The sequence below is a fragment of the Rhodovarius lipocyclicus genome, from assembly GCF_009900765.1.
Taxonomy (GTDB): Bacteria; Pseudomonadota; Alphaproteobacteria; order Acetobacterales; family Acetobacteraceae; genus Rhodovarius; species Rhodovarius lipocyclicus.
Genome location: NZ_JAAABL010000001.1, coordinates 112,258 through 131,348, shown reverse-complemented (window position 1 = coordinate 131,348; position 19,091 = coordinate 112,258). Strand labels below are relative to the sequence as shown.

The 19,091-nt window shown below is 68.8% G+C and carries 20 protein-coding genes; 11 read left to right on the top strand and 9 right to left on the bottom strand.

The genetic code is table 11. The annotated features are described in order from the left end of the window. Positions 1–24: 24 nt before the first annotated feature. On the top strand, positions 25–408 hold the full coding sequence (locus GT007_RS00620) for a hypothetical protein (protein WP_160119627.1): 384 nt from the start codon (positions 25–27) through the stop codon (positions 406–408). On the opposite strand, the gene GT007_RS00615 is transcribed toward GT007_RS00620, so the two are convergent. After that, a complete protein-coding gene (locus tag GT007_RS00615) occupies positions 409–768 on the bottom strand; it encodes a hypothetical protein (protein WP_160119626.1) in 360 nt (119 codons plus the stop codon). It abuts the gene before it with no gap. 57 nt (positions 769–825) lie between these two features. Here GT007_RS00615 and GT007_RS00610 point away from each other — a divergent pair, with 57 nt between their 5' ends. From GT007_RS00610 to GT007_RS00595, 4 genes are read left to right on the top strand one after another with little or no spacing between them, the layout of a single operon-like run. Then, entirely contained in the window at positions 826–1,257 is a 432-nt protein-coding gene (locus tag GT007_RS00610; RefSeq protein ID WP_160119625.1) for a DUF6950 family protein, read from the top strand. Next, a complete protein-coding gene (locus tag GT007_RS00605) occupies positions 1,257–3,728 on the top strand; it encodes a phage tail protein (protein WP_160119624.1) in 2,472 nt (823 codons plus the stop codon). Before GT007_RS00610 ends, GT007_RS00605 begins: the two co-directional genes overlap by 1 nt. Next, positions 3,725–3,892: a hypothetical protein gene (locus tag GT007_RS00600; protein WP_160119623.1), complete on the top strand. Its 168-nt coding sequence runs from the start codon at positions 3,725–3,727 to the stop codon at positions 3,890–3,892. The genes GT007_RS00605 and GT007_RS00600 overlap by 4 nt, the downstream gene beginning before the upstream one ends. Beyond that, complete coding sequence (locus GT007_RS00595) at positions 3,889–4,188, top strand: hypothetical protein (protein WP_160119622.1); 300 nt, start codon at positions 3,889–3,891, stop codon at positions 4,186–4,188. The genes GT007_RS00600 and GT007_RS00595 overlap by 4 nt, the downstream gene beginning before the upstream one ends. 7 nt (positions 4,189–4,195) lie before the next feature. Here the strand turns inward: GT007_RS00595 and GT007_RS22260 are convergent, their stop codons facing one another. Both GT007_RS22260 and GT007_RS00585 read right to left on the bottom strand, forming a co-directional pair. After that, entirely contained in the window at positions 4,196–4,552 is a 357-nt protein-coding gene (locus GT007_RS22260; protein ID WP_160119621.1) for a helix-turn-helix domain-containing protein, read from the bottom strand. Beyond that, on the bottom strand, positions 4,540–4,887 hold the full coding sequence (locus GT007_RS00585; RefSeq protein ID WP_236571420.1) for a BrnT family toxin: 348 nt from the start codon (positions 4,885–4,887) through the stop codon (positions 4,540–4,542). Before GT007_RS00585 ends, GT007_RS22260 begins: the two co-directional genes overlap by 13 nt. Between GT007_RS00585 and GT007_RS00580 the strand changes: the two genes are divergently transcribed. After that, entirely contained in the window at positions 4,886–5,470 is a 585-nt protein-coding gene (locus tag GT007_RS00580; protein ID WP_160119620.1) for a hypothetical protein, read from the top strand. The two genes, GT007_RS00585 and GT007_RS00580, sit on opposite strands and share 2 nt — an antisense overlap. Next, positions 5,467–6,345, top strand: coding sequence for a peptidoglycan-binding protein (locus GT007_RS22865; protein WP_160119619.1), 879 nt, complete (start codon positions 5,467–5,469; stop codon positions 6,343–6,345). The genes GT007_RS00580 and GT007_RS22865 overlap by 4 nt, the downstream gene beginning before the upstream one ends. 291 nt (positions 6,346–6,636) lie before the next feature. On the opposite strand, the gene GT007_RS00570 is transcribed toward GT007_RS22865, so the two are convergent. Continuing rightward, positions 6,637–8,313 (bottom strand): sensor domain-containing diguanylate cyclase, encoded by a 1,677-nt coding sequence (locus tag GT007_RS00570; RefSeq protein WP_160119618.1) that lies wholly within the window; start codon positions 8,311–8,313, stop codon positions 6,637–6,639. Positions 8,314–8,856: 543 nt separating this feature from the next. Between GT007_RS00570 and GT007_RS00565 the strand changes: the two genes are divergently transcribed. From GT007_RS00565 to GT007_RS00555, 3 genes are read left to right on the top strand one after another with little or no spacing between them, the layout of a single operon-like run. Beyond that, positions 8,857–9,537, top strand: a complete 681-nt coding sequence (locus GT007_RS00565; protein WP_160119617.1) for a hypothetical protein — start codon at positions 8,857–8,859, stop codon at positions 9,535–9,537. Beyond that, positions 9,534–10,670: a glycosyltransferase family 61 protein gene (locus GT007_RS00560; RefSeq protein ID WP_160119616.1), complete on the top strand. Its 1,137-nt coding sequence runs from the start codon at positions 9,534–9,536 to the stop codon at positions 10,668–10,670. Before GT007_RS00565 ends, GT007_RS00560 begins: the two co-directional genes overlap by 4 nt. A 14-nt stretch (positions 10,671–10,684) precedes the next feature. Continuing rightward, positions 10,685–11,455, top strand: coding sequence for a glycosyltransferase family 2 protein (locus tag GT007_RS00555; RefSeq protein WP_160119615.1), 771 nt, complete (start codon positions 10,685–10,687; stop codon positions 11,453–11,455). Here GT007_RS00555 and GT007_RS00550 read toward each other — a convergent pair. The 4 genes from GT007_RS00550 to GT007_RS00535 form a co-directional block, all read right to left on the bottom strand. Then, positions 11,445–12,728, bottom strand: a complete 1,284-nt coding sequence (locus GT007_RS00550; RefSeq protein WP_160119614.1) for an amidase — start codon at positions 12,726–12,728, stop codon at positions 11,445–11,447. The two genes, GT007_RS00555 and GT007_RS00550, sit on opposite strands and share 11 nt — an antisense overlap. A gap of 10 nt (positions 12,729–12,738) precedes the next feature. Continuing rightward, positions 12,739–14,277 (bottom strand): amidase, encoded by a 1,539-nt coding sequence (locus GT007_RS00545; RefSeq protein ID WP_160119613.1) that lies wholly within the window; start codon positions 14,275–14,277, stop codon positions 12,739–12,741. Positions 14,278–14,279: 2 nt separating this feature from the next. Continuing rightward, entirely contained in the window at positions 14,280–15,338 is a 1,059-nt protein-coding gene (locus GT007_RS00540; RefSeq protein ID WP_160119612.1) for an AbrB family transcriptional regulator, read from the bottom strand. A 134-nt stretch (positions 15,339–15,472) separates the two neighbouring features. Beyond that, positions 15,473–17,902 (bottom strand): heavy metal translocating P-type ATPase, encoded by a 2,430-nt coding sequence (locus GT007_RS00535; protein WP_160119611.1) that lies wholly within the window; start codon positions 17,900–17,902, stop codon positions 15,473–15,475. A gap of 125 nt (positions 17,903–18,027) precedes the next feature. Between GT007_RS00535 and GT007_RS00530 the strand changes: the two genes are divergently transcribed. Further along, positions 18,028–18,240, top strand: coding sequence for a heavy-metal-associated domain-containing protein (locus GT007_RS00530; protein WP_160119610.1), 213 nt, complete (start codon positions 18,028–18,030; stop codon positions 18,238–18,240). Positions 18,241–18,253: 13 nt separating this feature from the next. Here GT007_RS00530 and GT007_RS00525 read toward each other — a convergent pair whose 3' ends face one another. Next, on the bottom strand, positions 18,254–19,087 hold the full coding sequence (locus GT007_RS00525; protein ID WP_160119609.1) for an NADPH-dependent oxidoreductase: 834 nt from the start codon (positions 19,085–19,087) through the stop codon (positions 18,254–18,256). Positions 19,088–19,091 lie beyond the last annotated feature (4 nt).

Here is a 19,091-nt window from a genome sequence, read left to right as displayed (position 1 = left end):
GCCCGCGACATACACCGCCGGTCGATGCTGCTGGCGACCTCAGGCTTGGCTGTGGCGGCCATGGCGCCACAGGCGGCCACCATCCCGGAGATGTGGGCCGAAATTGAGCGGCTGGACGCTGAATGGGATGCGCTGATGGATCGCTACGCCGTCGATGGCGGCGGGCCGAACGGCATCCCGGGAAGCCGGACCATCGACGCCCCTGAGTATTTCCAGCAGGAGCGCCCCATCGAGGCGCGGATCAACGACCTGACCCTGGAGATCGCGCGGACGCCATGCCGGAACCCGCAAGACCTGCGGGCGAAGGCGGCAGCGACCCAGCGCATGTTCCCCATGGGTGAGTGGGAACGGGACAATCCGCCGGCCGAGATCCTGAACAGCTTGCTCAGGGAGCTTGGGGCGGCGTGACTACCGGCCGCCCGGCCCGGTTATGATATCCTCGACAGCATCGGGCGGGATCGCAACGATGCCTTCTGCCAGGGCAGGGAGGTGCGCTAACAGCCTGAAGCGGTTGTCGGCGCGCCTCTCCATGCATTCAAAGTTCTGGCCACTTCCAGTGCACCAAAGCGGCACTCCATCCCGCGTTCGATCCTGAACAAACACCTGCCCGGCGCTGAAATGGACACGCGCTCCGAGGTTCGGCGTGACCGAGATGGCTCTGGTGATCCTTAGCGCCCGAAAGCCTCCACCCGGCTGGGGCGGGGTCTCGACCAGAGTGGGCGCACAAGCCGTAACGATCAGCGGCAGCACAACGGCGAGCTTTTTCATCCGGCGACTATCGCCGCGCTGAACACCCCTTCGCATCATCAAAATGAGTGAGGTGCCATGCGCACACCATCCATCCTGGCGCGGTCTCAGGACTGGCCGGAGCGCCTTGCTGCGTTCATCGATGCACGCCGATACACCCCGTTCGCCTGGGGCACCAACGACTGCGCCATGCTGGCGGCCGATGCGGTGCTGGAGCTGACGGGCATGGACCCGGCGGCGCAGTATCGCGGCGCCTATGCCACCGAGGATCAGGCTGACGGCATGATCTCGGCGGCCGGTGGACTTGAGGCGCTGTCCGATTCCTTGGCCGCCGCTGCGGGCCTGGGCTCATGCATGCCTGCCTTCGCGCAGCGGGGCGACCTGGTTTTGGTGGAGCATGGGAACATCCGGGCGCTGGGCGTGGTGACGGGCGACGCCGTTGCGGTTCCGGGCCCGGATGGCCTGGCATTCCTGCCCGTGCGCGCCGCTGTGCGCGCCTGGAGTGTCTGATGCCCCAGATCATTCCCGTGATCGCCGGCGCAGCCGCATATCTCCTAGGCCCGGCCGGTGGTGTGATCCTGTTCGGTGGCGCCATCAAGATAAGCTTCGCGGCCATCCTCGGCACAGTCGTTACTCTCGGCGCGTCTCTCGCCGTGGGCATGTTGATGAAGCCCAAGGCCGGCCGCACCACCACCTCCGGTGACGCGCAGGACCGCAAGCAGGTCATCCGGGGTAGCGTCGAGCCGCGCCAGATGATTTACGGATATCAGCGTGTCGGTGGCGCGCTGGTCTATGCCGCCAGCTCCGGCGCCGATCTGCGCTATCTCCACTTGGTGGTGGTGCTGGCCTGCCATCGCTGCGACGGCATCCCGGTGGTGTGGATCAACGGTCAGAGCATCTTCGCCAGCGATTGCGATGGCTCCGGCATGGTCACCCGGTCGGACCATCCCTTTGCCGGAAAGGTGCGCATCGAGAAGTACCTGGGCGACCAGACCTCCGGCTCCGCGGCGCTGATCGCCGAAAGCCCGGATGGCTGGTCCGGCGCGCATGCGCTGCGGGAATGCACCTATCTGTATGTCCGCCTGGAATTCGACAGCGACCGCATGTCGGGCCTTCAGTCGATCGAGGCCGAGGTGCGCGGCAAGAACGATGTGGGCGACCCCCGCACCAGCACTGGCAGCTTCACGAGCAATTGGGCGCTGTGCGTGCTGGACTACCTGCGCCACCCGCTCGGCCTGGGCTGCTCGGCGGAGGAAATCGACTGGGACAGCTTCATCGCCGCGGCGAACCTGTCGGATGAGGCGGTGCAGATCGCGGCCGATGGCACCACGCAGACCCGCTATGTCTGCGACATCGCCTTCAAGCTGGATCGGGCACCCATCGACATCATGGACAGCCTGCTGTCCGCCGGCGGCGGCGCGCTGGTCTATGTGCAGGGCCGATATCGCCTGTACGGCGCGGCCTACTCGGCGCCCACCGCCAGCATCGGCCAGGCCGATTGCGCTGGCGACATCGAGATCATGCCGCGCCCGGCCCGCAAGGAACTGTTCAGCGCGGTGCGCGGCACCTACATCGAGCCCAGCCAGAACTTTCAGGCCACGGAGTTCGGCGCCGTCTTCAACCCGCCCTTCGATGAGCAGGACGGTGGGGAGCGCATCTGGAAAGACGTGGAGTACCCCGCGGTCAACAATCGCATCCGAGCGGAGCGTCTGTCGCGCATCCTGCTGCTGCGGGCCCGCGACGGCCTCAAGATCAAGGTGCCGCTGAAGTACCATGCCGTCCGCTTCGCGGTGTGGCAGGTGGTGGCCTTCAGCCACCCGGACCTGGGGATGGCCAACAAGCCGTTCCGGATCGTGGGGTGGAGCTACGACCCCACCTCCGGGCAGGTGGCCGTCGAGATGCAGGAGGAAAACGCCTTCAATTACGGGTGGTTGTGGGACTATGCCAGCACGGTTCCGGCGGTGCCCGATACCACGTTGATCGACCCGCTGACCTTGCCGGTGCCCGCCGCCCCCAGCCTGACCGCCACCACGGTGCTCAACGCCGATGGCGCCGCTGTGCCGGCCATTGAGGTGGCGTGGTCATCCCCTGCGCATGCCTTCGTCACGGCCATGGAGGTGCAATGGCGCGAGGCAGCCGGGGTGTGGGTCTCCATGACGGTCGATGCCGCCGTGGGCCGCGCGACCATCACCCCGGTGATCTCCGGCACCACCTATGAGGTCCGCACCCGTCACCTGGCGGCGCTGGCCCGATCCGGCTGGTCCATCAGCAGCATGTTGGCGGCCCTGGCCGATACCATCGCCCCGGGCGCGCCGCTCTTCCCCGGCGCCGTCAGCCGCGCCCTGGGCATCGCCGTATCCTGGGTGGCGCCCAGCGATACCGACATCGCATATTTCGAGGTCGAAGAACGGCCTGACACGACGGGATCGAGTTGGATCCAGGTCAACACCACGGCCGCGACCAGGTACACCCGCCTCGGTCTATCCCCCGGCGAAGCAAAGCGTTACCGCGTCCGCGCCATCGACCGCTCGGGAAACCTGGGCGCCTGGTCGGCCGAGGTGGCCGCGACGGCTGGGGCCGTGGTTGATGGCGATCTTGCTGCGGGTGCGGTGACGACACCCACCGTCGCTGCCGATGCGATTACGACTTTCGCCAGCACCTCCGGATTCACCACGATCACCGGCGATGGGGCATGGCATTTGGCGCTGAGCATGGCGTTCGCGGTGCCGGATAGTCGTGCTGGCACGCTCCTGGTGAGCCTGCAGCACGGCTACGGCTCTGAGGTGTCGCATCTGGTTGAGGTTCACGTCGATGGGGCGCTCTACGCCGATCGAGGATCTGCGGCGATCAACGATTACGTGGCGTTCAGCGAGCCGCTGATTTTCGCGGCCGGCACCCACAGCATCGACATCTGGTGGAAGGGCGATACCGGGATGGTGCTGAACCGCCGCAACATGACATTGATGCTGAGGGCACGATGAACTCCTGGACGATCTACGACCCGGCCACCGGTGATGTGGTCACGGTGCAGATGGGCGGCCTGCCGCCTGACCCCGCGCCTGGGCAAGCGCGCCTGGACGGTTACTGGCCGGGCGATATCTGGGTGATCGTTGACGGCCAGCCCGTCCGGAAGCCGCGTCCATGAGCGCCGATCCTGATCCCGTCATCACCATGGCCGGTGTAGCCGCCAGCATGGGCGGCGCTGGGCGCCTGCTGCTGGCCCTGCATGGCGGTGAGCGCCGCTGGGCCGTGCTGCTGATCGAGGCCGCGAACGGCGCCCTGCTGGGCGTGATCGCGGCGGCCGGCGTGATCTACTGGGATCACGCCTTGCGGGATGTGGGATGGCCCATCCTGATGGTGGGCGGCGCGGCCGGGCTGGCCGGCGCGATCGGCAACAGGCTGCTGGACCTGCTGGTGAGCATGGTGCAGCGGCGGATTTAACGGCCTCTCACTCCGCCGCCGGTGCGGCCAGGGCCCGGGCCGTCACCTCCGGCTCCCGGAAGATCACCCGCAGGTAGGACAGCGCGGCCTGGTCGGGCTGTCGCCGCTGCTGTTCCCAGTCCCTGACCGTTCCGACCGGGATACCGTAGCGCGCCGCGAAGGCGGGCTGCGACAGCTTCAGCCGGGCGCGCAGGGCCAGCAGCATGCCGGCGGCGCTCTCCTTGCCGGTCAGGATGCCGCCGGCATCCGGGTTCTCGGCCACCTGGCGCTCAATGTCCGCGTCGGTCATTGCGTCCACAGCAGCCCAATCGACGGCCTTCAGCGCTGCCAGAGCGCGGGCCTTGGTCGCCTTCACGATAGCCATCTCTTCTGTTCCTTCCTGTGGGCCTTGCGGACCGAGATGATCCGCAGGGCCTCGCCGCGCGGGGTGTAGGTGCAAACGAACAGGCGCCCTGCCACCAGACCGAAGGCGTTGAAGCGGGGCTCGCCATAGTCGCGGCGCACATCCTGCTCTTCGCCAACCAGAGCTTCGAGGATCAGCACCGCCAGGGCCAGGGACACGCCGTGCTTGGGATGTTGCTGGCGTCCTTCGCGGTGTCGAACGCGATGTCCATGCGCAGAACTTACGGCAATGCCGTATGTCACGCAAGGCAAATCATGCGGCAATGCCGTAGTTTTTTTCATCAGGAGAACCATCATGCCCTTCCTGGCATTGCTGCCGCTCGCGCTGCAGCTGCTTCCCACGCTCGGCAGGTGGCTGGGCGGGTCCGATGGCGAGGCGGTGGCCAGCACCGTGGGCCAGGCCGTGCAGGCCGTCACCGGCACCAGCGACCCGGCGGCGGCCGAGGCGGCGCTGGCGGCCAGCCCCGAGCTGCGCGTGCAGCTGACCACGCGCCTGGCCGAGATCGACGCGGCGCGTGAGGCGGCGCGGGATCAGGCCCTGCTGGAGACCCTGCGGGCCGGGCTGGCCGATACCGCCAATGCCCGCGCCACGGGGCTCGGCCTGGTGCAGGCGGGCAGCATGATCGCCTGGGCACCCGTGGTGGTCTCGGTGATCGTGCTGGGCGCCTTCGCGGCTGTGGTCTGGCTGGCCATGAGCGCCGCCATGCCGCAGGGGTCGGAAACGACGTTGACGATGCTGCTGGGCAGCCTGTCCACGATGGCTGGTGCCGTGGTGTCCTACTGGGTGGGCAGCAGCTCGGGCAGCGCCGACAAGACGCGGCTGCTGGCGCAGGCGTCCACGCCCCCTTTGGCCCTCCCGGCGGCTGGGAGGCGGGCATGAGCGGCGCGGTGGCCGCCGGCACGCGCGTCCTGCGCATCGGCGCTCGGGGCGAGGATGTCCGCTGGGTGCAGCAGCGTATCGTCGGCGTGGTAGTCGATGGCGTCTATGGCCCCCAGACCGCCGGCGCCGTGCTGGCCTGGCAGCTGGAGCATGGGCTGCTGGGCGATGGCATCGTGGGGCCGCGCACCTGGCGGGCGCTGGGCAGCGCCGCCACGGCGCCGGAGGTCAGCGCGCCGCCGGCGCGTGCCTCGGCCGATCTGGTGGCAATGGTGGAGCGGGGCCTGCGTGCAGCGCCCAACACCTTCGAGCCAGCGGCCTGGGCGGCCGTGCTGGCGCCCGAGATGCAGAAGGGCAGCATCACCACGCCTGCGCGGATCTCCGCCTTCCTAGCCAACATCCACAACGAGACTGGCGGCCTGCGCCAGCTGGAGGAACTGCTGTCCTACTCGGCCGAGGGGATCGTGCGCACCTGGCCCAGCCGGTTTGCCACGGTGGCTGAGGCCGCGCCCTATGCCCGCAACCCGCGCGCCCTGGCCAACAAGGTCTACGGCGGGCGGATGGGTAACACGGGGCCCGACGACGGCTGGATATACCGGGGCCGAGGGCCGATGCAGACCACCGGCAGGGCCAACTATCTGGCGCTGAGCCGGACCATCGCGGTGCCGATCGAGGATCTGGTGGGGCCCGAATCGCCGCTGATCACCCGGCCGGGCTGCGCCAGCTCGGCCGTGGTGTTCTGGACAGCGATGGGCGCCAACGCCATGGCGGACCGCGGCGATGTCCGCGGCATCCGCATCAAGGCCAACGGCGGCACCATCGGCCTGTCGCATGTGCTGGAGGTTGATGCGGGGATCAGGGCGGCGCTGCTGGCGTGAGGCTCAGGCTTGAGTTGAACGCCGCGTCCGCGGTGAGAGGCAACACGGGTTGAGGTGAATGTGTGAACGGAACCGCGCCTCTGTTGACGCATCCGCCGAACCTGTAAATGCCGCTTACAGGTTGCCTAGTGTCCTCCAAATGCGCGCTTTTGGTTTGCGAAACTGCCCGTAACCCATTGATTCGGCGATACAGAAAGTTTGCGACAGATCGCCACATCGCATTGATTTAGCTGGATAGTCCCATTCCCGTAGGGGTCACCAGCCTCCCAGACATCAAGCCCTCGCTACTTATCAGGTGGCCGGAAGAAACAGGCCCGCGGAAACGACCCGGTCGCGGCCCGTGGTCTTGGCGCGCATCAGGGCATCGTCCGCGGCTTTGAGGACCTTTTCCGGCGTGTCGCCATGCTGCGGGAAGGTGGCCACCCCGAACGACATGGTCACCCGCCCGATGGCCTGCCCGTTGCACGACAGCGACAGATCTCGGATCGCCTCGCGCAACCGGTCCGCGCGCTCGCTCGCGATATCGAGGGCGGCGTTCGGCAGCAGCAGAGTGAATTCCTCGCCGCCGTAACGGCAGGCGATGTCTCCGCGGCGGCTGTGCGTGTTGAGCTGCCGCGCGATGGACTGCAGCACCCTGTCCCCGCAGTCGTGCCCAAAGGTGTCGTTGATCTTCTTGAAGTGATCGATGTCGCCCATGATGACCGAGACGGTCTCGCCCGAGCGTGCCGCGCGGGAAAACTCGCGCTCCAGCGCTTGGCCGAGGTAGCGCCGGTTGAACAGCGCCGTCAGCGGATCGTGCAGGGCCTCGGCCTGGAGGACATCGCGCAAGGCCTGCTCGGCGCGGTTGCGCTCCGTGACGTCGTTGTAGACCGAATAGATCAGATCATCCTCGACGGTCGCGACGACCTCGATGTCCCGCACGATGCCGTCGCCGCACACGACGCGGACTTCGCGCGCCGGGGGCGTCTGAAGAGCCCCGGAGCGCAACGCTTCGATGTCACTGGCGGTCTGGGTCGTGACCTCCAGCCGATAGTGCGGATCCGGATAGGCGAGTGCCCGCCAATCCTCCAGGGTCGCTATCTGCTCCGGATGGTAGTGAAACAGCTCCGCGAATCGGCGATTGGCGAAGACCATGGTGTCGTTCGCATCGGTCACAAGCACGCCGAAGGGCGCGTTTTCCACGATGCGCCGGAACCGCTCCTCGCTTCTGCGCAGGGCCCTCTCGGCGCGCTTCCGCTCGGTGATGTCCCAGAACACACCGACGATGCCGCCGAGGCTGCCGTCCGCCTTCTTGAAGGTCGCGCGATGGAAGATGACGTCATGGTCCGTACCATCCGCGTAGCGTATGGGCGCCTCGTAAGACTGGGAGCCGGGCGCCTTCAGCAGAGCCTCGTCGGCGGCGTTGTAGATCTGCGCGCGATCCGGCGGCCAGATATCGAATAAGGTCTTGCCGACGATATCTTCGCGCTTCAGGCCGCAGAACAGCTCGAACGCCCGGTTGCAGCCCAGGTAGCGGCCTTCGGGGTCCTTGAAGAATGCCGGGCTCGGAATGGTGTCCGCCAGTTGCTCGATGAAGCACAGCTGGTCCCGCAGCGCCCGTGCCGCCTGGTTCCGGTCGGTGACATCCCAGGCAACGCCAATGATCCCGCCAGGGCTGCCGTCCGGGTTGGAAAAGGTGGTGCGATAGACGACGGCTTCATGGCGGCTGCCATCGGCATACGCGGCCTGGGTCTCGTAGGTCTGGATTCCATGGCTGCGCAGCAGCGCCTCATCCTCGGCACGGTAGGCGGCGGCGAGGTCCTTCGGCCAGATCTCCTCCGCGGTCTTGCCGAGCATATCCGCCTTGCGGATGCCCGTGGCGGCTTCGAAGGCCGAGTTGCAGCCGAGATAGCGTCCATCGGCGGACTTGAAGAACACCGCCGCGGGAATGATGTTGATCAGTTCCGAGGCCAGGGAAATATCGGCCAAGGCCGGCTGTGCATTTGTCATGACCGTCGCCTTTCTCTGCGGCAAGCGTGTCGCCGAGCGCTGAGGGGCCAATCTCCTGGAGACCCGCTCATGAAAAAAAGTCGTTGCGAAAGGTCGATTTCCTTTCGTGTACTTCGTTTGCGGGCCGCCAAGCGTTGTTCGCGGCATGGAGTACATTTGGCGCCCACAATACCTGTCCTCGGCTTCGGGCGACCATCATGTGACCGCCCGATGGCTTGATGATGCGCCTCTTTTCAAACGTTACCGAAGGATGGTGCCTTCGTGATGGCACTGTCAATCATTGGAATGCCGCTGGCACTGAACGCCCTCCGCGCTTTTATCTATGCTTATAAATCAGTAGTTTGAATGAAATTATAGGCCTCCGACCGCCGGAACGGTATCCATGAGGGCGTCGGTCTTTTCATAACCTCCCGATACTGTGCGAGGCTCGCCTTGAGTGCGTGCGGCGATCCAGTATCCTGCCGTATCGCGGTGCGGAAATTCTGTGCGATATTTGGCGCATGACCCTTGGGGTGAGGCTGCATGGACTGCGGTGATTTCGTGTCGGGGCTGGCTCTGGGCCAACCTCTCCCAGCTTCAGGGTATCCGGCCCAGCTCGCCGGCATCTCCTTCGGCAATGCCACCATGGATGCCTATCTGCGACGGCTGTTCGGGCTTCAGCACCCGGTGCTGGGCGGTGCCTATCCGGTGCAGGTGCTGATCCATGCCGCCCTGCAACAGCTTTCCCTGCGCAGCCGCATGGATCGCGAGCATCAGGCCTTCCTGATGCTGGGTGGCTTCAGCGCCGAGGACCTGGCCGCGGGGCTGATCAATTCCATGCCGCAGACCCTGGTGTATTGGGCCCCGCTGCCTGATGGGCCGCAGCCCGGGGAGGTGCGGCAGGCTGTCGCACGCCAGCGTGCCGGCCTGCCGGCGGATGGCATGTGCGAGCGGATCGTCTGCCTGGACGACGCCTCCGGCTTGCCCGGGGAACTCGGCGCGCGCCGTTGCGGCAGCGTCGTCATCGCTTCCCCCGGTCCGCTGCCGCCGATCGACCCTTGGATGGGCTATCTCGATGCCCGATGCAGTGTCATCCGCGCCTCCGGCAGTGCCATGCCGTCGCCGCTGGGCTGGACCACACGCCGGGAGGCGACGCTGAGCCCGCCCCCGGGCTGGGGCCTGCCCGGCACGCTTTTCATTGCCCTGGATGAGAGGGCGCCATGAGCCGCCGCTACCCTGTCCGCTCCGCGTTGACCGATATGCCGCGCGTGGCGGACCTGCCCGCCTGCCGCGAGGACGCGGTGCGGGTGTTGAAGGAGCGCCACGGCACTGTGCTGGCCGCCCCCACGATCCTGGACACGCAGGAGGAGCTGCCCGAGCGCACCAAGGGCATCCTGGGTATGCGCGACATCCCGCTGGACCCGGTCTTCATCGGCAAGTTCCACAATGCCACGCTGCTGAACAACCGCGACATCGTCACCGCGGACGGCCACTACGTGCCGGAGTTCTTCAGCCAGGCCGCGCTGCACCATCACCATCCCAGCTGGACCGAGGGTGAGGCCGGCCCGACCGTGGAACTGGAGATGCCGGAGGCGGAGGATGTGCCGGGCGTCTCGGTGGCGTTCTTCTTCTCCCATGCCAGCGGGGACAACCACTCGCATTTCCTGGTGCAGACCCTGCCGCAGCTGAGCTTCCTGGAGCAGGCCGGCATTGCCTATGACCGCCTGATCGTCATGCCCAGCATCCGCGCCTATCAGTACGACATCCTGGCCGCGCTGGGCTGCCCGAAGGAGAAGGTGGCGATCCGCACGCTGCAGCAGGCCTGGCGCTGCGAAACGCTCTATGTCTGCTACATCTCGGGCGACCTGCCGCTGGAGCGCGGGCATGTGGAGCGGCTGCGGGCCACCTTCGGCACGCCGGAGCGTGGGCCTCGCCGTCTGTATGTCTCCCGGCAGGATGCGCGCGGCGTGCGCCGCTTCCTGAACGAGGAAGACGTGATCGAGAAGCTGGAGGCACGCGGCTTCACCACCATCGTGCCCAGCGCGCTTTCCGCCGCGCAGGAGGTGCAGGTGTTCCGCGATGCCCGCGTCATCCTGGGGCCGCTGGGGGCGGGGCTGTACAATTCGGTGTTCACCGAGCCCGGCGCCATGATCCTGGGCATGTCGGACCCGCACTACGCCATGCCCTGGCTGGCGCAGAGCGCGCTGCTGAGCGGCCTGGACCACGGCATGAGTTTCGGCGCCTGCTTCATGTCCTACGAACCCGCCTTCACGGGCACCCACAACAACTGGGTCTCTGACCCCGGCCGAGTGGCGGCGATCGCCGATGAACTGATCGCCCGTTACGATCCGGGCTGAGACGGAGAGCCGGCATGACCCATCCCCTGAATATCGTTGTGCCGATGGCGGGCCATGGCAGCCGCTTCGCCAAGGCGGGCTTCGCGCTGCCCAAGCCGCTGATCCCGGTGATGGGCGTGCCCATGATCCGCCTGGTGATCGAGAACATCCGTCCCAGCCGCCCGCACCGCTTCATCTTCATCTGCCAGCGCGCGCATGTGGCGCAGTACGACGTGGCCGAGAAGCTGGCCGCCTGGGCCCCCGGCAGCGCCGTGGTGCTGCTGGATGGCGTGACCGAGGGGGCCGCCTGCACCGTGCTGGCCGCCCGTGATGAGATCGACCCCGAGGCGCCGCTGATGATCGCCAACAGCGACCAGTATGTGGAATGCGCGATCGACGATTATCTGGCCGTGATGGACCAGCCCGGCGTGGATGGCCTGATCATGACCATGTGGGCGGATGACCCGAAATGGTCTTTCGTGGGCTTCGACGCGGCCGGCAAGGTGAACCGGGTGGTGGAGAAGGAAGTGATCTCCAACGAAGCCACCGTGGGCATCTACAATTTCCGCAAGGGCGCCGATTTCATCGCGGGCGCCGAGGACATGATCGCCCGCGACCTGCGGGTGAACAACGAGTTCTATGTGGCGCCCGTCTATAACCTGCTGATGGAAAAGGGCTATGGCATCGCCGTGCACAATATCGGCCAGGAATATGCCGGCATGCACGGCCTCGGCACGCCGGGGGATCTGGAGAAGTTCCTCGCCCTCCCCCTGGCCGCCGAGGTGACCGCCCCCATCACCCCATGATGATGGGGGAGACAGCCTCCGCCACATCCAGCAGGGCGGCGTCGCCGAAGCGCGGCCCCACGATCTGAACGCCCACCGGCATGCCGTTCGGCCCCTTGATGCAGGGGATGGCGACGCAGGGCACGTGCAGCAGCGTCCACATGGAATTGAACACGGGGTTGCCCGTATCCTGCCGGCCGACCGGGGCTTCGCCGGCGGCGGCCGGCGTCAGCACCGCGTCGAAGCGCGGGAAGAAGCCGTCGAACAGCTTCCGGCACTCGGCCGCCAAGTCATAGGCCCAGAGCATGCGCTGGGGCGAGACGCCCTGGCTGTTCTCCACCCGGTCATGGAAGTCCTGGTGCAGGTGGCCGGGGTTGGCCAGGTATTCCTGCAGGAAGGCGCCGCGCCCTTCGCCATACAGCACCGCGAGCTGCGCTTCCGTCACTTCTCCGAACGGGGCGGGCAGGGTGAAGTCCTCGACGATGACGCCCGCGGCTTCCAGCCGCTTGCCGGCGGTGGCCAGGGCTTCCTTGGCCTCCGGGGCGGCCAGCGCCCAGTTCGGGCCCGGGCACAGCGCGATCTTCAGCCCCTGGGGCGACAGCGCGCGCGGGTGCTCGATGCCGTAGAGGCGGAAGGCCTCCGCCACCAGCCGCAGGTCGGCGGGCGTGCGGCCATACCAGCCGATGGTGTCCAGCGTATGGGAGTAGCGCTTGGCGCCCTCGGAATTTACCACCCCATGGGTCGGCTTCATGGCGTGCACGCCGCAGAAGCTGGCCGGGCGGATGGTGCTGCCCCCTGTCTGGGTGCCGAAGGCCAGCGGCACCATGCCATCGGCCACCGCCGCCGCCGAGCCGGAGGAGGAACCGCCCGGCGTGCGCGTGGGGTCGTGCGGGTTGCGCGTCAGCGCGCGCCTGCCGGCGGCGGCGAATTCCACCGTGTCGGTCTTGCCGATGATCACGGCGCCCTCGCCGCGCGCGACCCCCACGCAGGCGGCATCCCGGCCTTGGCGCAGCCCCTCATACAGGGGCGAGTTGTGGCTGGTGGGCATGTCGGCGGTGTCGATCATGTCCTTCACCGCGAAGGGCAGCCCGTGCAGCACGCCCTGGGCATAGGCCTTGTCCACCCGCCGCGCGTTGTTCAGCGCCAGCACGGGGTCGAGATAAGTGAACGCCTTCACCACCGGCTCCCGCTCCGCGATGCGCTCCAGGCAGGACCGGGTCAGTGCCTCGGCGGTCAGGCGGCCGGCCTTGATCTCGGCCGCGGCCTGGGTGGCGGTGAGTTGCCAGGGTTCCATGGGCAATCCTTTACGGGCGAAAGCAGTGGGCGGGTTCGTCGTCCTTGGCGGGCATGCGCGGCAGGGCCTCGCCCGCCGCGCGCACGCTGGCGGCCAGCTCGGCGCGGCGCGCCTTCCGGTCGGTCGGCCAGGGCGCGCCGGCGGGGGCCGTGCCGTCCTTCAGCGTGGGCCGGCGCGCGCGCTCGGACAGCGCGGCCTCGACCACCGCGGCCGCGCGCAGCACGCGCGCTTCCTCGAAATACGGGCCGATGAGCTGGATGTTCAGCGGCATGCCATCGGCATCGAAGCCGGAGGGCACCGTCATCGCCGGGTGGCCCGACAGGCTCGCGATGTTCATCGCGCTCTCGCGCGTGAAGGCCACGGTGCCGGCGCGGTCGTCGAAGCGCGGCGCCACGCGGAAGGCACCGGGCAGCAGCAGCAGGTCGCAGCTGCCGAACAGGCGGTCGGTGCCCTCGGCCAGATGGCGGCGCATGCGCAGGGCGGCGATGTAGTCGGCGGCGCGCACCAGGCTGCCGCTGGTCATCTTCTCCCACAGCGCCTGGCCCATCAATTCCGGGCGGTCGCGGTAGTCGGCCTCATGGATCGCGTGGGATTCGGACCAGTTGATCAGCCCCGCGGGCTGGCGATAGCGCAGCAGCGGCTCGGGCAGGGCGATGTCGATGATGCGGGCGCCGGCCTGTTCCAGCACGGCGCGGGCGGCCTTGAGCCCGGCGGCGATATCGGGCGTCACCTCGGCCTCCGGCATGCCGGAGACGAGGCCGATCACCATGCCCCGCACGCCATCCGTCAGGCCCGCGCGATGGTCGGGCACGGGGCGGTCGGCGCTGGCGGGGTCGGCCGGGTCGAAGCCCGCGATGGTGTTCAGCACCAGCGCGCTGTCGGCCGCCGTCCAGCACAGGGCGCCGGTCACATCCAGCGACCAGCAATTGGGCAGGCAGCCCGCGCGGCTGGTGCGGCCATAGGTGGGTTTCAGCCCCATCAGCCCGCAGGCCGCCGCCGGCAGGCGGATGGACCCGCCCGTGTCGGAGCCCAGCGCGAAGGGCGCCATCCCCGCCGCGACCGACGCCCCGCTGCCCGTGGAGGAACCGCCTGTGAAGCGATCCAGGTCCCACGGGTTGCGCGCCACGTCGAAGGGCAGGTCGAAATACACCCCGCCATTGCCGGTGCCGTATTCCCAGGTGTTCAGCTTGCCCAGCAGGATCGCGCCCGCCGCTTGCAGCTTCGCCACGATGGTCGAGGTCTGGTCCGCCACATGGTCCAGCATCAGGCGCGAGCCACCGGAGGTGCGCACGCCCGCCACATGGTAATTGTCTTTCACGGCGAAGGGGATGCCGTGCAGCGGGCCGCGCCGGCGGCCGGCGGCGATCTCGGCCTCCGCCTGCCGCGCGGCCACGCGCGCTTCGTCGAACAGCGGGGTGATATAGGCGTTCACCCGCCCGTCCACGGCCGCGATCCGCGCCAGGATCGATTCCAGATAATCGACCGGCGACAGGCTGCGGGCCGCGATCCGCTCGCTGGCCTCCGTCACCGAGAGAAAACAGGCTTCCATCGTCACTCTCCGGCGGCGGGGGTGGGTTTATGGGCGTGCAGCAGCCGGAAGACCGGTGGGGTCAGCATCGTGACCAGGAAGATGCGGGTGATGTGCATGGTCACGATCAGCGCGACATCCAGGCCAAGCCCCTTGCCGGTCAGGCTCATCTCCGTCACGCCGCCGGGCGAGGTGCCGAGCAGCATGTCCCCCACCGGCCGGCCGGTGAGCCAGGACAACCCCACGCCCACCAGCGCGCACAGCACCATCAGGGCCACCACCTCCAGCACCGCGAAGGGCACGAAGCGGCGCAGCCGCGCCAGCGCCGCGCGGTCGATGCCGGAGCCCAGATTGGCCCCCAGGAACACCTGCGCCGCCGCCGACAGCCAGGACGGCACGCCGGATGTCTGCACGCCGAGCGCCGTCAGCGTGGCGGTCAGGGCCAGCGGGCCCAGGATCCAGCCCGCGCGCACGCCCACCCGCACCAGCAGCACCGCGGCCCCCAGGCAGGCGACATAGAGCAGGCCGAGGCGCAGCGGATCGAAGGGCAGGGCGGCGGACAGCACCTCATGGTCGCCATGCAGGCCGCTGAGCACCATCAGGTTGGGGGTGATGATCACCACGAAGCACACGCGCAGGATCTGCGCGACGGCGACGGGCGCAGGCTCGCCGCCATGGGCCTCGGCCAGCATGGCCATGTCGGCGGCACCCCCGGGCAGGGAGGCGAACCAGGCCGTGGCCATGTCGAGCCCCGCCACGCGGGCCAGCACCGGTGCCAGGGCGGCACCCACCAGCAGCGTGGCGAACGCGGCGCCGATCAGCAGCGGCGCTTCCTCGGCCAGCAGCACCGCCGTGGCGGGGGAGAAATACAGGCCGAGCGCGATGCCCACCACGCCGAACCCCGCCTGCCGCGCGCGGCGGGAGGCCTCGGCGGGCAGCCCCGCCACCCGGGCGGCGGCCACGAACACCAGGGAACCGATCAGCCAGGGCAAAGGCAGGTGCAGCAGGAAGAAGATGGCCCCGCCCAGCGCACCAAGCGCGGTGCCGAACAGCAGGCGGTAGGGGCGGGGAATGCGCGGCATCAGGCGCGAAGCAATCGGTCACAGGCCATGCGGGCAGTGCAGCATTGTCGGACAAGCCTCGCAAGCACGCATGTCCGGACAACAGCCCGGCGCCAGACGCAAAGCTGCGACCGATGCGGGCGATTGGCGCGGCTTCAGGCGGCGAAGCGCCGCAGCCTGAGCGCGTTGGTCACCACGAACACGCTGGACAGCCCCATCGCCGCCGCCGCCAGCACAGGCGAGAGCAGCACGCCCGCCACCGGATACAGCGCCCCCGCCGCCACCGGCACCAGCGCCGCGTTGTAAGCGAAGGCCCAGAACAGGTTCTGATGGATGTTGCGCATGGTGGCGCGCGACAGCCCCACCGCGCGGGCCACGCCCGTCAGGTCGCCGCCCATCAGCACCACCTGCGCGCTTTCCATCGCCACATCCGTGCCGGTGCCGATGGCGATGCCCACATCGGCGGCCGCCAGGGCAGGGGCGTCATTGATGCCATCGCCCAGGAAGGCGGTCGGGCCTTCCTGCCGCAGGGCGCTGACGATGTTCAGCTTGTCGGCCGGCAGCACCTCGGCGCGGATCTCGGTGATGCCGAGCTGGGCCGCGATCGCCTCCGCCGTGCGGCGGTTGTCGCCGGAAACCATGACTACCCGCAGCCCCAGCGCGCGCAGCGCCGCGATGGCGCCGGGGGTGGAGGCGCGGATCGGGTCCGCCACCGCGATCACCGCCGCCGCCTTGCCGTCCAGCGCCACCAGGAACGGCGTGCGCCCCAGCCCGGCCAGCCGCGCCGCCTCGGTCTCCAGCGCCTCGAAGCCGATATTGCGCTCGGCCATCATGCGGGCGGAGCCGATGGCGATCTCATGCCCCGCCACGCGCGCGGTCAGGCCCCGGCCGGGCAGGGCCTCGAAGCGCTCGACCTCCGGCAGGGTCAGCCCCTGTTCGCGCGCGGCGCTGACGATGGCGGCCGCCAGCGGGTGCTCGGACCGGCTCTCGGCCGCCGCGATCAGCGGCAGCAGGGTGGTGTCGCCGATGACATCGGTCAGTTTCGGGTGGCCCTCGGTCAGCGTGCCGGTCTTGTCCACGGCCAGGATCGAGACCTCGCCCAACTGTTGCAGCGCGTCGCCGCGCCGGAACACCACACCCAGCTCCGCCGCGCGGCCGGTGCCCACCATGATGGAGGTGGGTGTCGCCAGCCCCATGGCGCAGGGGCAGGCGATGATCAGCACCGCCACCCCGTTCACCAGGGCGTGGGCCAGGCGCGGCTCCGGGCCCAGCACCAGCCAGGCCAGCGCCGTCAGCGCCGCGATGCCCATCACCACCGGCACGAACCACAGGGTGATGCGGTCCACCACGGCCTGGATGGGCAGCTTGGCGGCCTGCGCGCCTTCCACCATCGCCAGGATCTGGGCCAGCACCGTCTCGCCGCCCACGGCGGTGGCGCGGAAACGCAAGCCCCCCGTGGTGGCCAGCGTGCCGCCCGTCACGCGGTCGCCCGCCTGCTTGCGCACAGGCACGGGCTCGCCGGTCAGCATGCTTTCGTCCAGCATGGCCGAGCCATCCAGCACCTCGCCATCGGTCGGCACGCGCTCACCGGGGCGCAGCACCACGATGTCGCCGGCGATCAGGGATTCGATGGGGATTTCCTGGGTGGCCCCGTCGCGTTCCACCCGCGCGGTGCGCGATTGCAGGTGCATCAGCCGACGGATGGCGGCCGAGGCCCGGCCCTTGCTGCGCGCCTCCATCAGGCGGCCGGCCAGGATCAGGGTCACGATCATCGCCGCCGCCTCGAAATACACATGCCGGGCGGTGTCCGGCAGCAAGGCGGGGGCGAAGGTGGACACGGCGGAGTAGGCCCAGGCCGCGCCGGCGCCGAGGGCCACCAGCGCGTTCATGTCCGGCGCGCCACGCAGCAGGCCGGGCCAGCCATGGCGCTGGAAGCGCCAGCCGGGCCCGAACAGCACCGCGCTGGCCAGGACGAATTCCAGATACCAGGCGTTGCGCATGCCGATCACGTGGTCGATCGTGTGGTGCAGCGCCGGAACGATATGCCCGCCCATCTCCAGCAGGAACAGCGGCAGGGTCAGGGCGGCGGCGATCAGCGTGTCGCGCAGCAGGGCCGATTCCTCGGCGGCGCGGCGGGCCGTCTCCTCCTCCAGCCGGGCGGCGGAGGCACCCTCGGCGGGTGCTGCCTCATAACCCGCGCGCGCCACGGCCGCGATGATGGCGGCGGGTGCGACGCCCAGCCCGCGCACGGCCGCGCGCTCGGTCGCCAAGTTCACGCTGGCGGCGGTGACGCCCGGCACCGCCAGGATGGCGCGCTCCACCCGGGCCACGCAGCTGGCGCAGGTCATGCCGGCGATCGAGAAATCGCGCGCTTCCTCCACCGGCTCATAGCCCGCGCGGGTGATGGCGGCGGCCACGGCCTTCGCGGCCTCGGCGTTCTCCACGCTGAAGCTGGCGCGGTTGCTGGCTAGGTTCACGCTGGCGTCATGCACGCCCGGCACGGCCGAGATCGCCCGTTCCACCCGGGCGACGCAGCTGGCGCAGGTCATGCCCTCCACTGGCAGGGAAAGGGTGGCGTTTGACATATTGTTGCAATCCCGCTCTGGCCTTGGAGGCAGATAAGTGGCCCCTTACCTAAGATGACAAGGGGCCGACCGACCTTGCGCCACATCAAGGCAGGTGGGGCAGCGATGCGGGAGGCTCCGGGCAGATGCAAAGGACCGACGCCATGGTGCGGATCAAGGTGGAGAACATGACCTGCGGCGGGTGCGCCAAGGGTGTGACGGCGACGCTGAAGGAAGCGGCGCCGGGCAAGCTGGTGGCGCTGGACCTGGAGAAGAAGGAAATAACGGTGGCCAGCGACGACGTGGCGCCGCTGCTGGCCGCCTTGAAGAAGGATGGTTGGGAAGCCCGGGCGGCCTGAGCTTCCCGCGCCCTCACTTCAGCTTGAAGCCGAGGCCGATGATGGCCTCCTTCATCACATGCCGGCCCGTCAGCGCCTTGGGCGTACCCACGCGCTCGGCGGAGCGGGCGACCCAGCCTTCCTCCGGCAGGGACTGGCTGCGCTGGAAATCCTTGAACAGCGCGTCATAGGCCTCGACCGCCTCGGCCTCGTTCGCGCTGGAATACTGCTCATGGGACAGGATGGTGTTGAGCGGCAGGCGCGGCTTGATGGCCGTGGGGCGCGCGGGGTCGGGCTTGCCCACCACCAGGCCGAACACCGGCATCACATGCGGCGGCAGGCCCAGTTCCTTGGCGACCGTCGTGATGTCGTTGCGCAGCGCGCCGATATAGACGGTGCCGAGACCCAGCGATTCCAGCGCCACCACGGCGTTCTGCGCGGCCAGCGCCGCATCGACCACGCCTACCAGCAGCATCTCGGTATAGTCGAGCCCCTCCGAGCCCAGGCCCCGGGCCTCGGCGATGCGGCCGAGGCGCGAGAGGTCGGCCAGCCACACCAGCAGCAGCGGCGCGTCCAGGATGTGCTTCTGGTTGCCGGTGACGGCGGCCAGCCGTGCCTTGCGTTCCTTGTCCTTGACCGCGATCACGCTCCAGACCTGCAGGTTGGAGGAGGATGCGGCGGATTGCGCGGCCACCAGCGCGGTTTCCAGCGCGCCCTCGGGCAGGGCGTCGGGCAGATAGGCTCGGACGGAGCGGTGGTTCAGCAGATGCTCGACCACGCTGTTGACCTGCGGCGGTACCGTGGGGCCGTGGCCCTGGTAGCGTTCGGTCAGCAGCACGGCGGCCGGGAAGGGGTTGTCCTTGGGCATCGGG

Coding starts and splice junctions, on each gene's coding strand:
- GT007_RS00555 (WP_160119615.1), top strand. CDS start 10,685: ATGACCCATCCCCTGAATATCGTTGTGCCGATGGCGGGCCATGGCAGC.
- GT007_RS00595 (WP_160119622.1), top strand. CDS start 3,889: ATGAGCGCCGATCCTGATCCCGTCATCACCATGGCCGGTGTAGCCGCC.
- GT007_RS00535 (WP_160119611.1), bottom strand. CDS start 17,902: ATGTCAAACGCCACCCTTTCCCTGCCAGTGGAGGGCATGACCTGCGCC.
- GT007_RS22260 (WP_160119621.1), bottom strand. CDS start 4,552: ATGGCTATCGTGAAGGCGACCAAGGCCCGCGCTCTGGCAGCGCTGAAG.
- GT007_RS00610 (WP_160119625.1), top strand. CDS start 826: ATGCGCACACCATCCATCCTGGCGCGGTCTCAGGACTGGCCGGAGCGC.
- GT007_RS00540 (WP_160119612.1), bottom strand. CDS start 15,338: ATGCCGCGCATTCCCCGCCCCTACCGCCTGCTGTTCGGCACCGCGCTT.
- GT007_RS00545 (WP_160119613.1), bottom strand. CDS start 14,277: ATGGAAGCCTGTTTTCTCTCGGTGACGGAGGCCAGCGAGCGGATCGCG.
- GT007_RS00615 (WP_160119626.1), bottom strand. CDS start 768: ATGAAAAAGCTCGCCGTTGTGCTGCCGCTGATCGTTACGGCTTGTGCG.
- GT007_RS00605 (WP_160119624.1), top strand. CDS start 1,257: ATGCCCCAGATCATTCCCGTGATCGCCGGCGCAGCCGCATATCTCCTA.
- GT007_RS00565 (WP_160119617.1), top strand. CDS start 8,857: ATGGACTGCGGTGATTTCGTGTCGGGGCTGGCTCTGGGCCAACCTCTC.
- GT007_RS00580 (WP_160119620.1), top strand. CDS start 4,886: ATGCCCTTCCTGGCATTGCTGCCGCTCGCGCTGCAGCTGCTTCCCACG.
- GT007_RS00600 (WP_160119623.1), top strand. CDS start 3,725: ATGAACTCCTGGACGATCTACGACCCGGCCACCGGTGATGTGGTCACG.
- GT007_RS00560 (WP_160119616.1), top strand. CDS start 9,534: ATGAGCCGCCGCTACCCTGTCCGCTCCGCGTTGACCGATATGCCGCGC.
- GT007_RS00550 (WP_160119614.1), bottom strand. CDS start 12,728: ATGGAACCCTGGCAACTCACCGCCACCCAGGCCGCGGCCGAGATCAAG.
- GT007_RS00620 (WP_160119627.1), top strand. CDS start 25: ATGCTGCTGGCGACCTCAGGCTTGGCTGTGGCGGCCATGGCGCCACAG.
- GT007_RS00530 (WP_160119610.1), top strand. CDS start 18,028: ATGCAAAGGACCGACGCCATGGTGCGGATCAAGGTGGAGAACATGACC.
- GT007_RS22865 (WP_160119619.1), top strand. CDS start 5,467: ATGAGCGGCGCGGTGGCCGCCGGCACGCGCGTCCTGCGCATCGGCGCT.
- GT007_RS00525 (WP_160119609.1), bottom strand. CDS start 19,087: ATGCCCAAGGACAACCCCTTCCCGGCCGCCGTGCTGCTGACCGAACGC.
- GT007_RS00585 (WP_236571420.1), bottom strand. CDS start 4,887: ATGATGGTTCTCCTGATGAAAAAAACTACGGCATTGCCGCATGATTTG.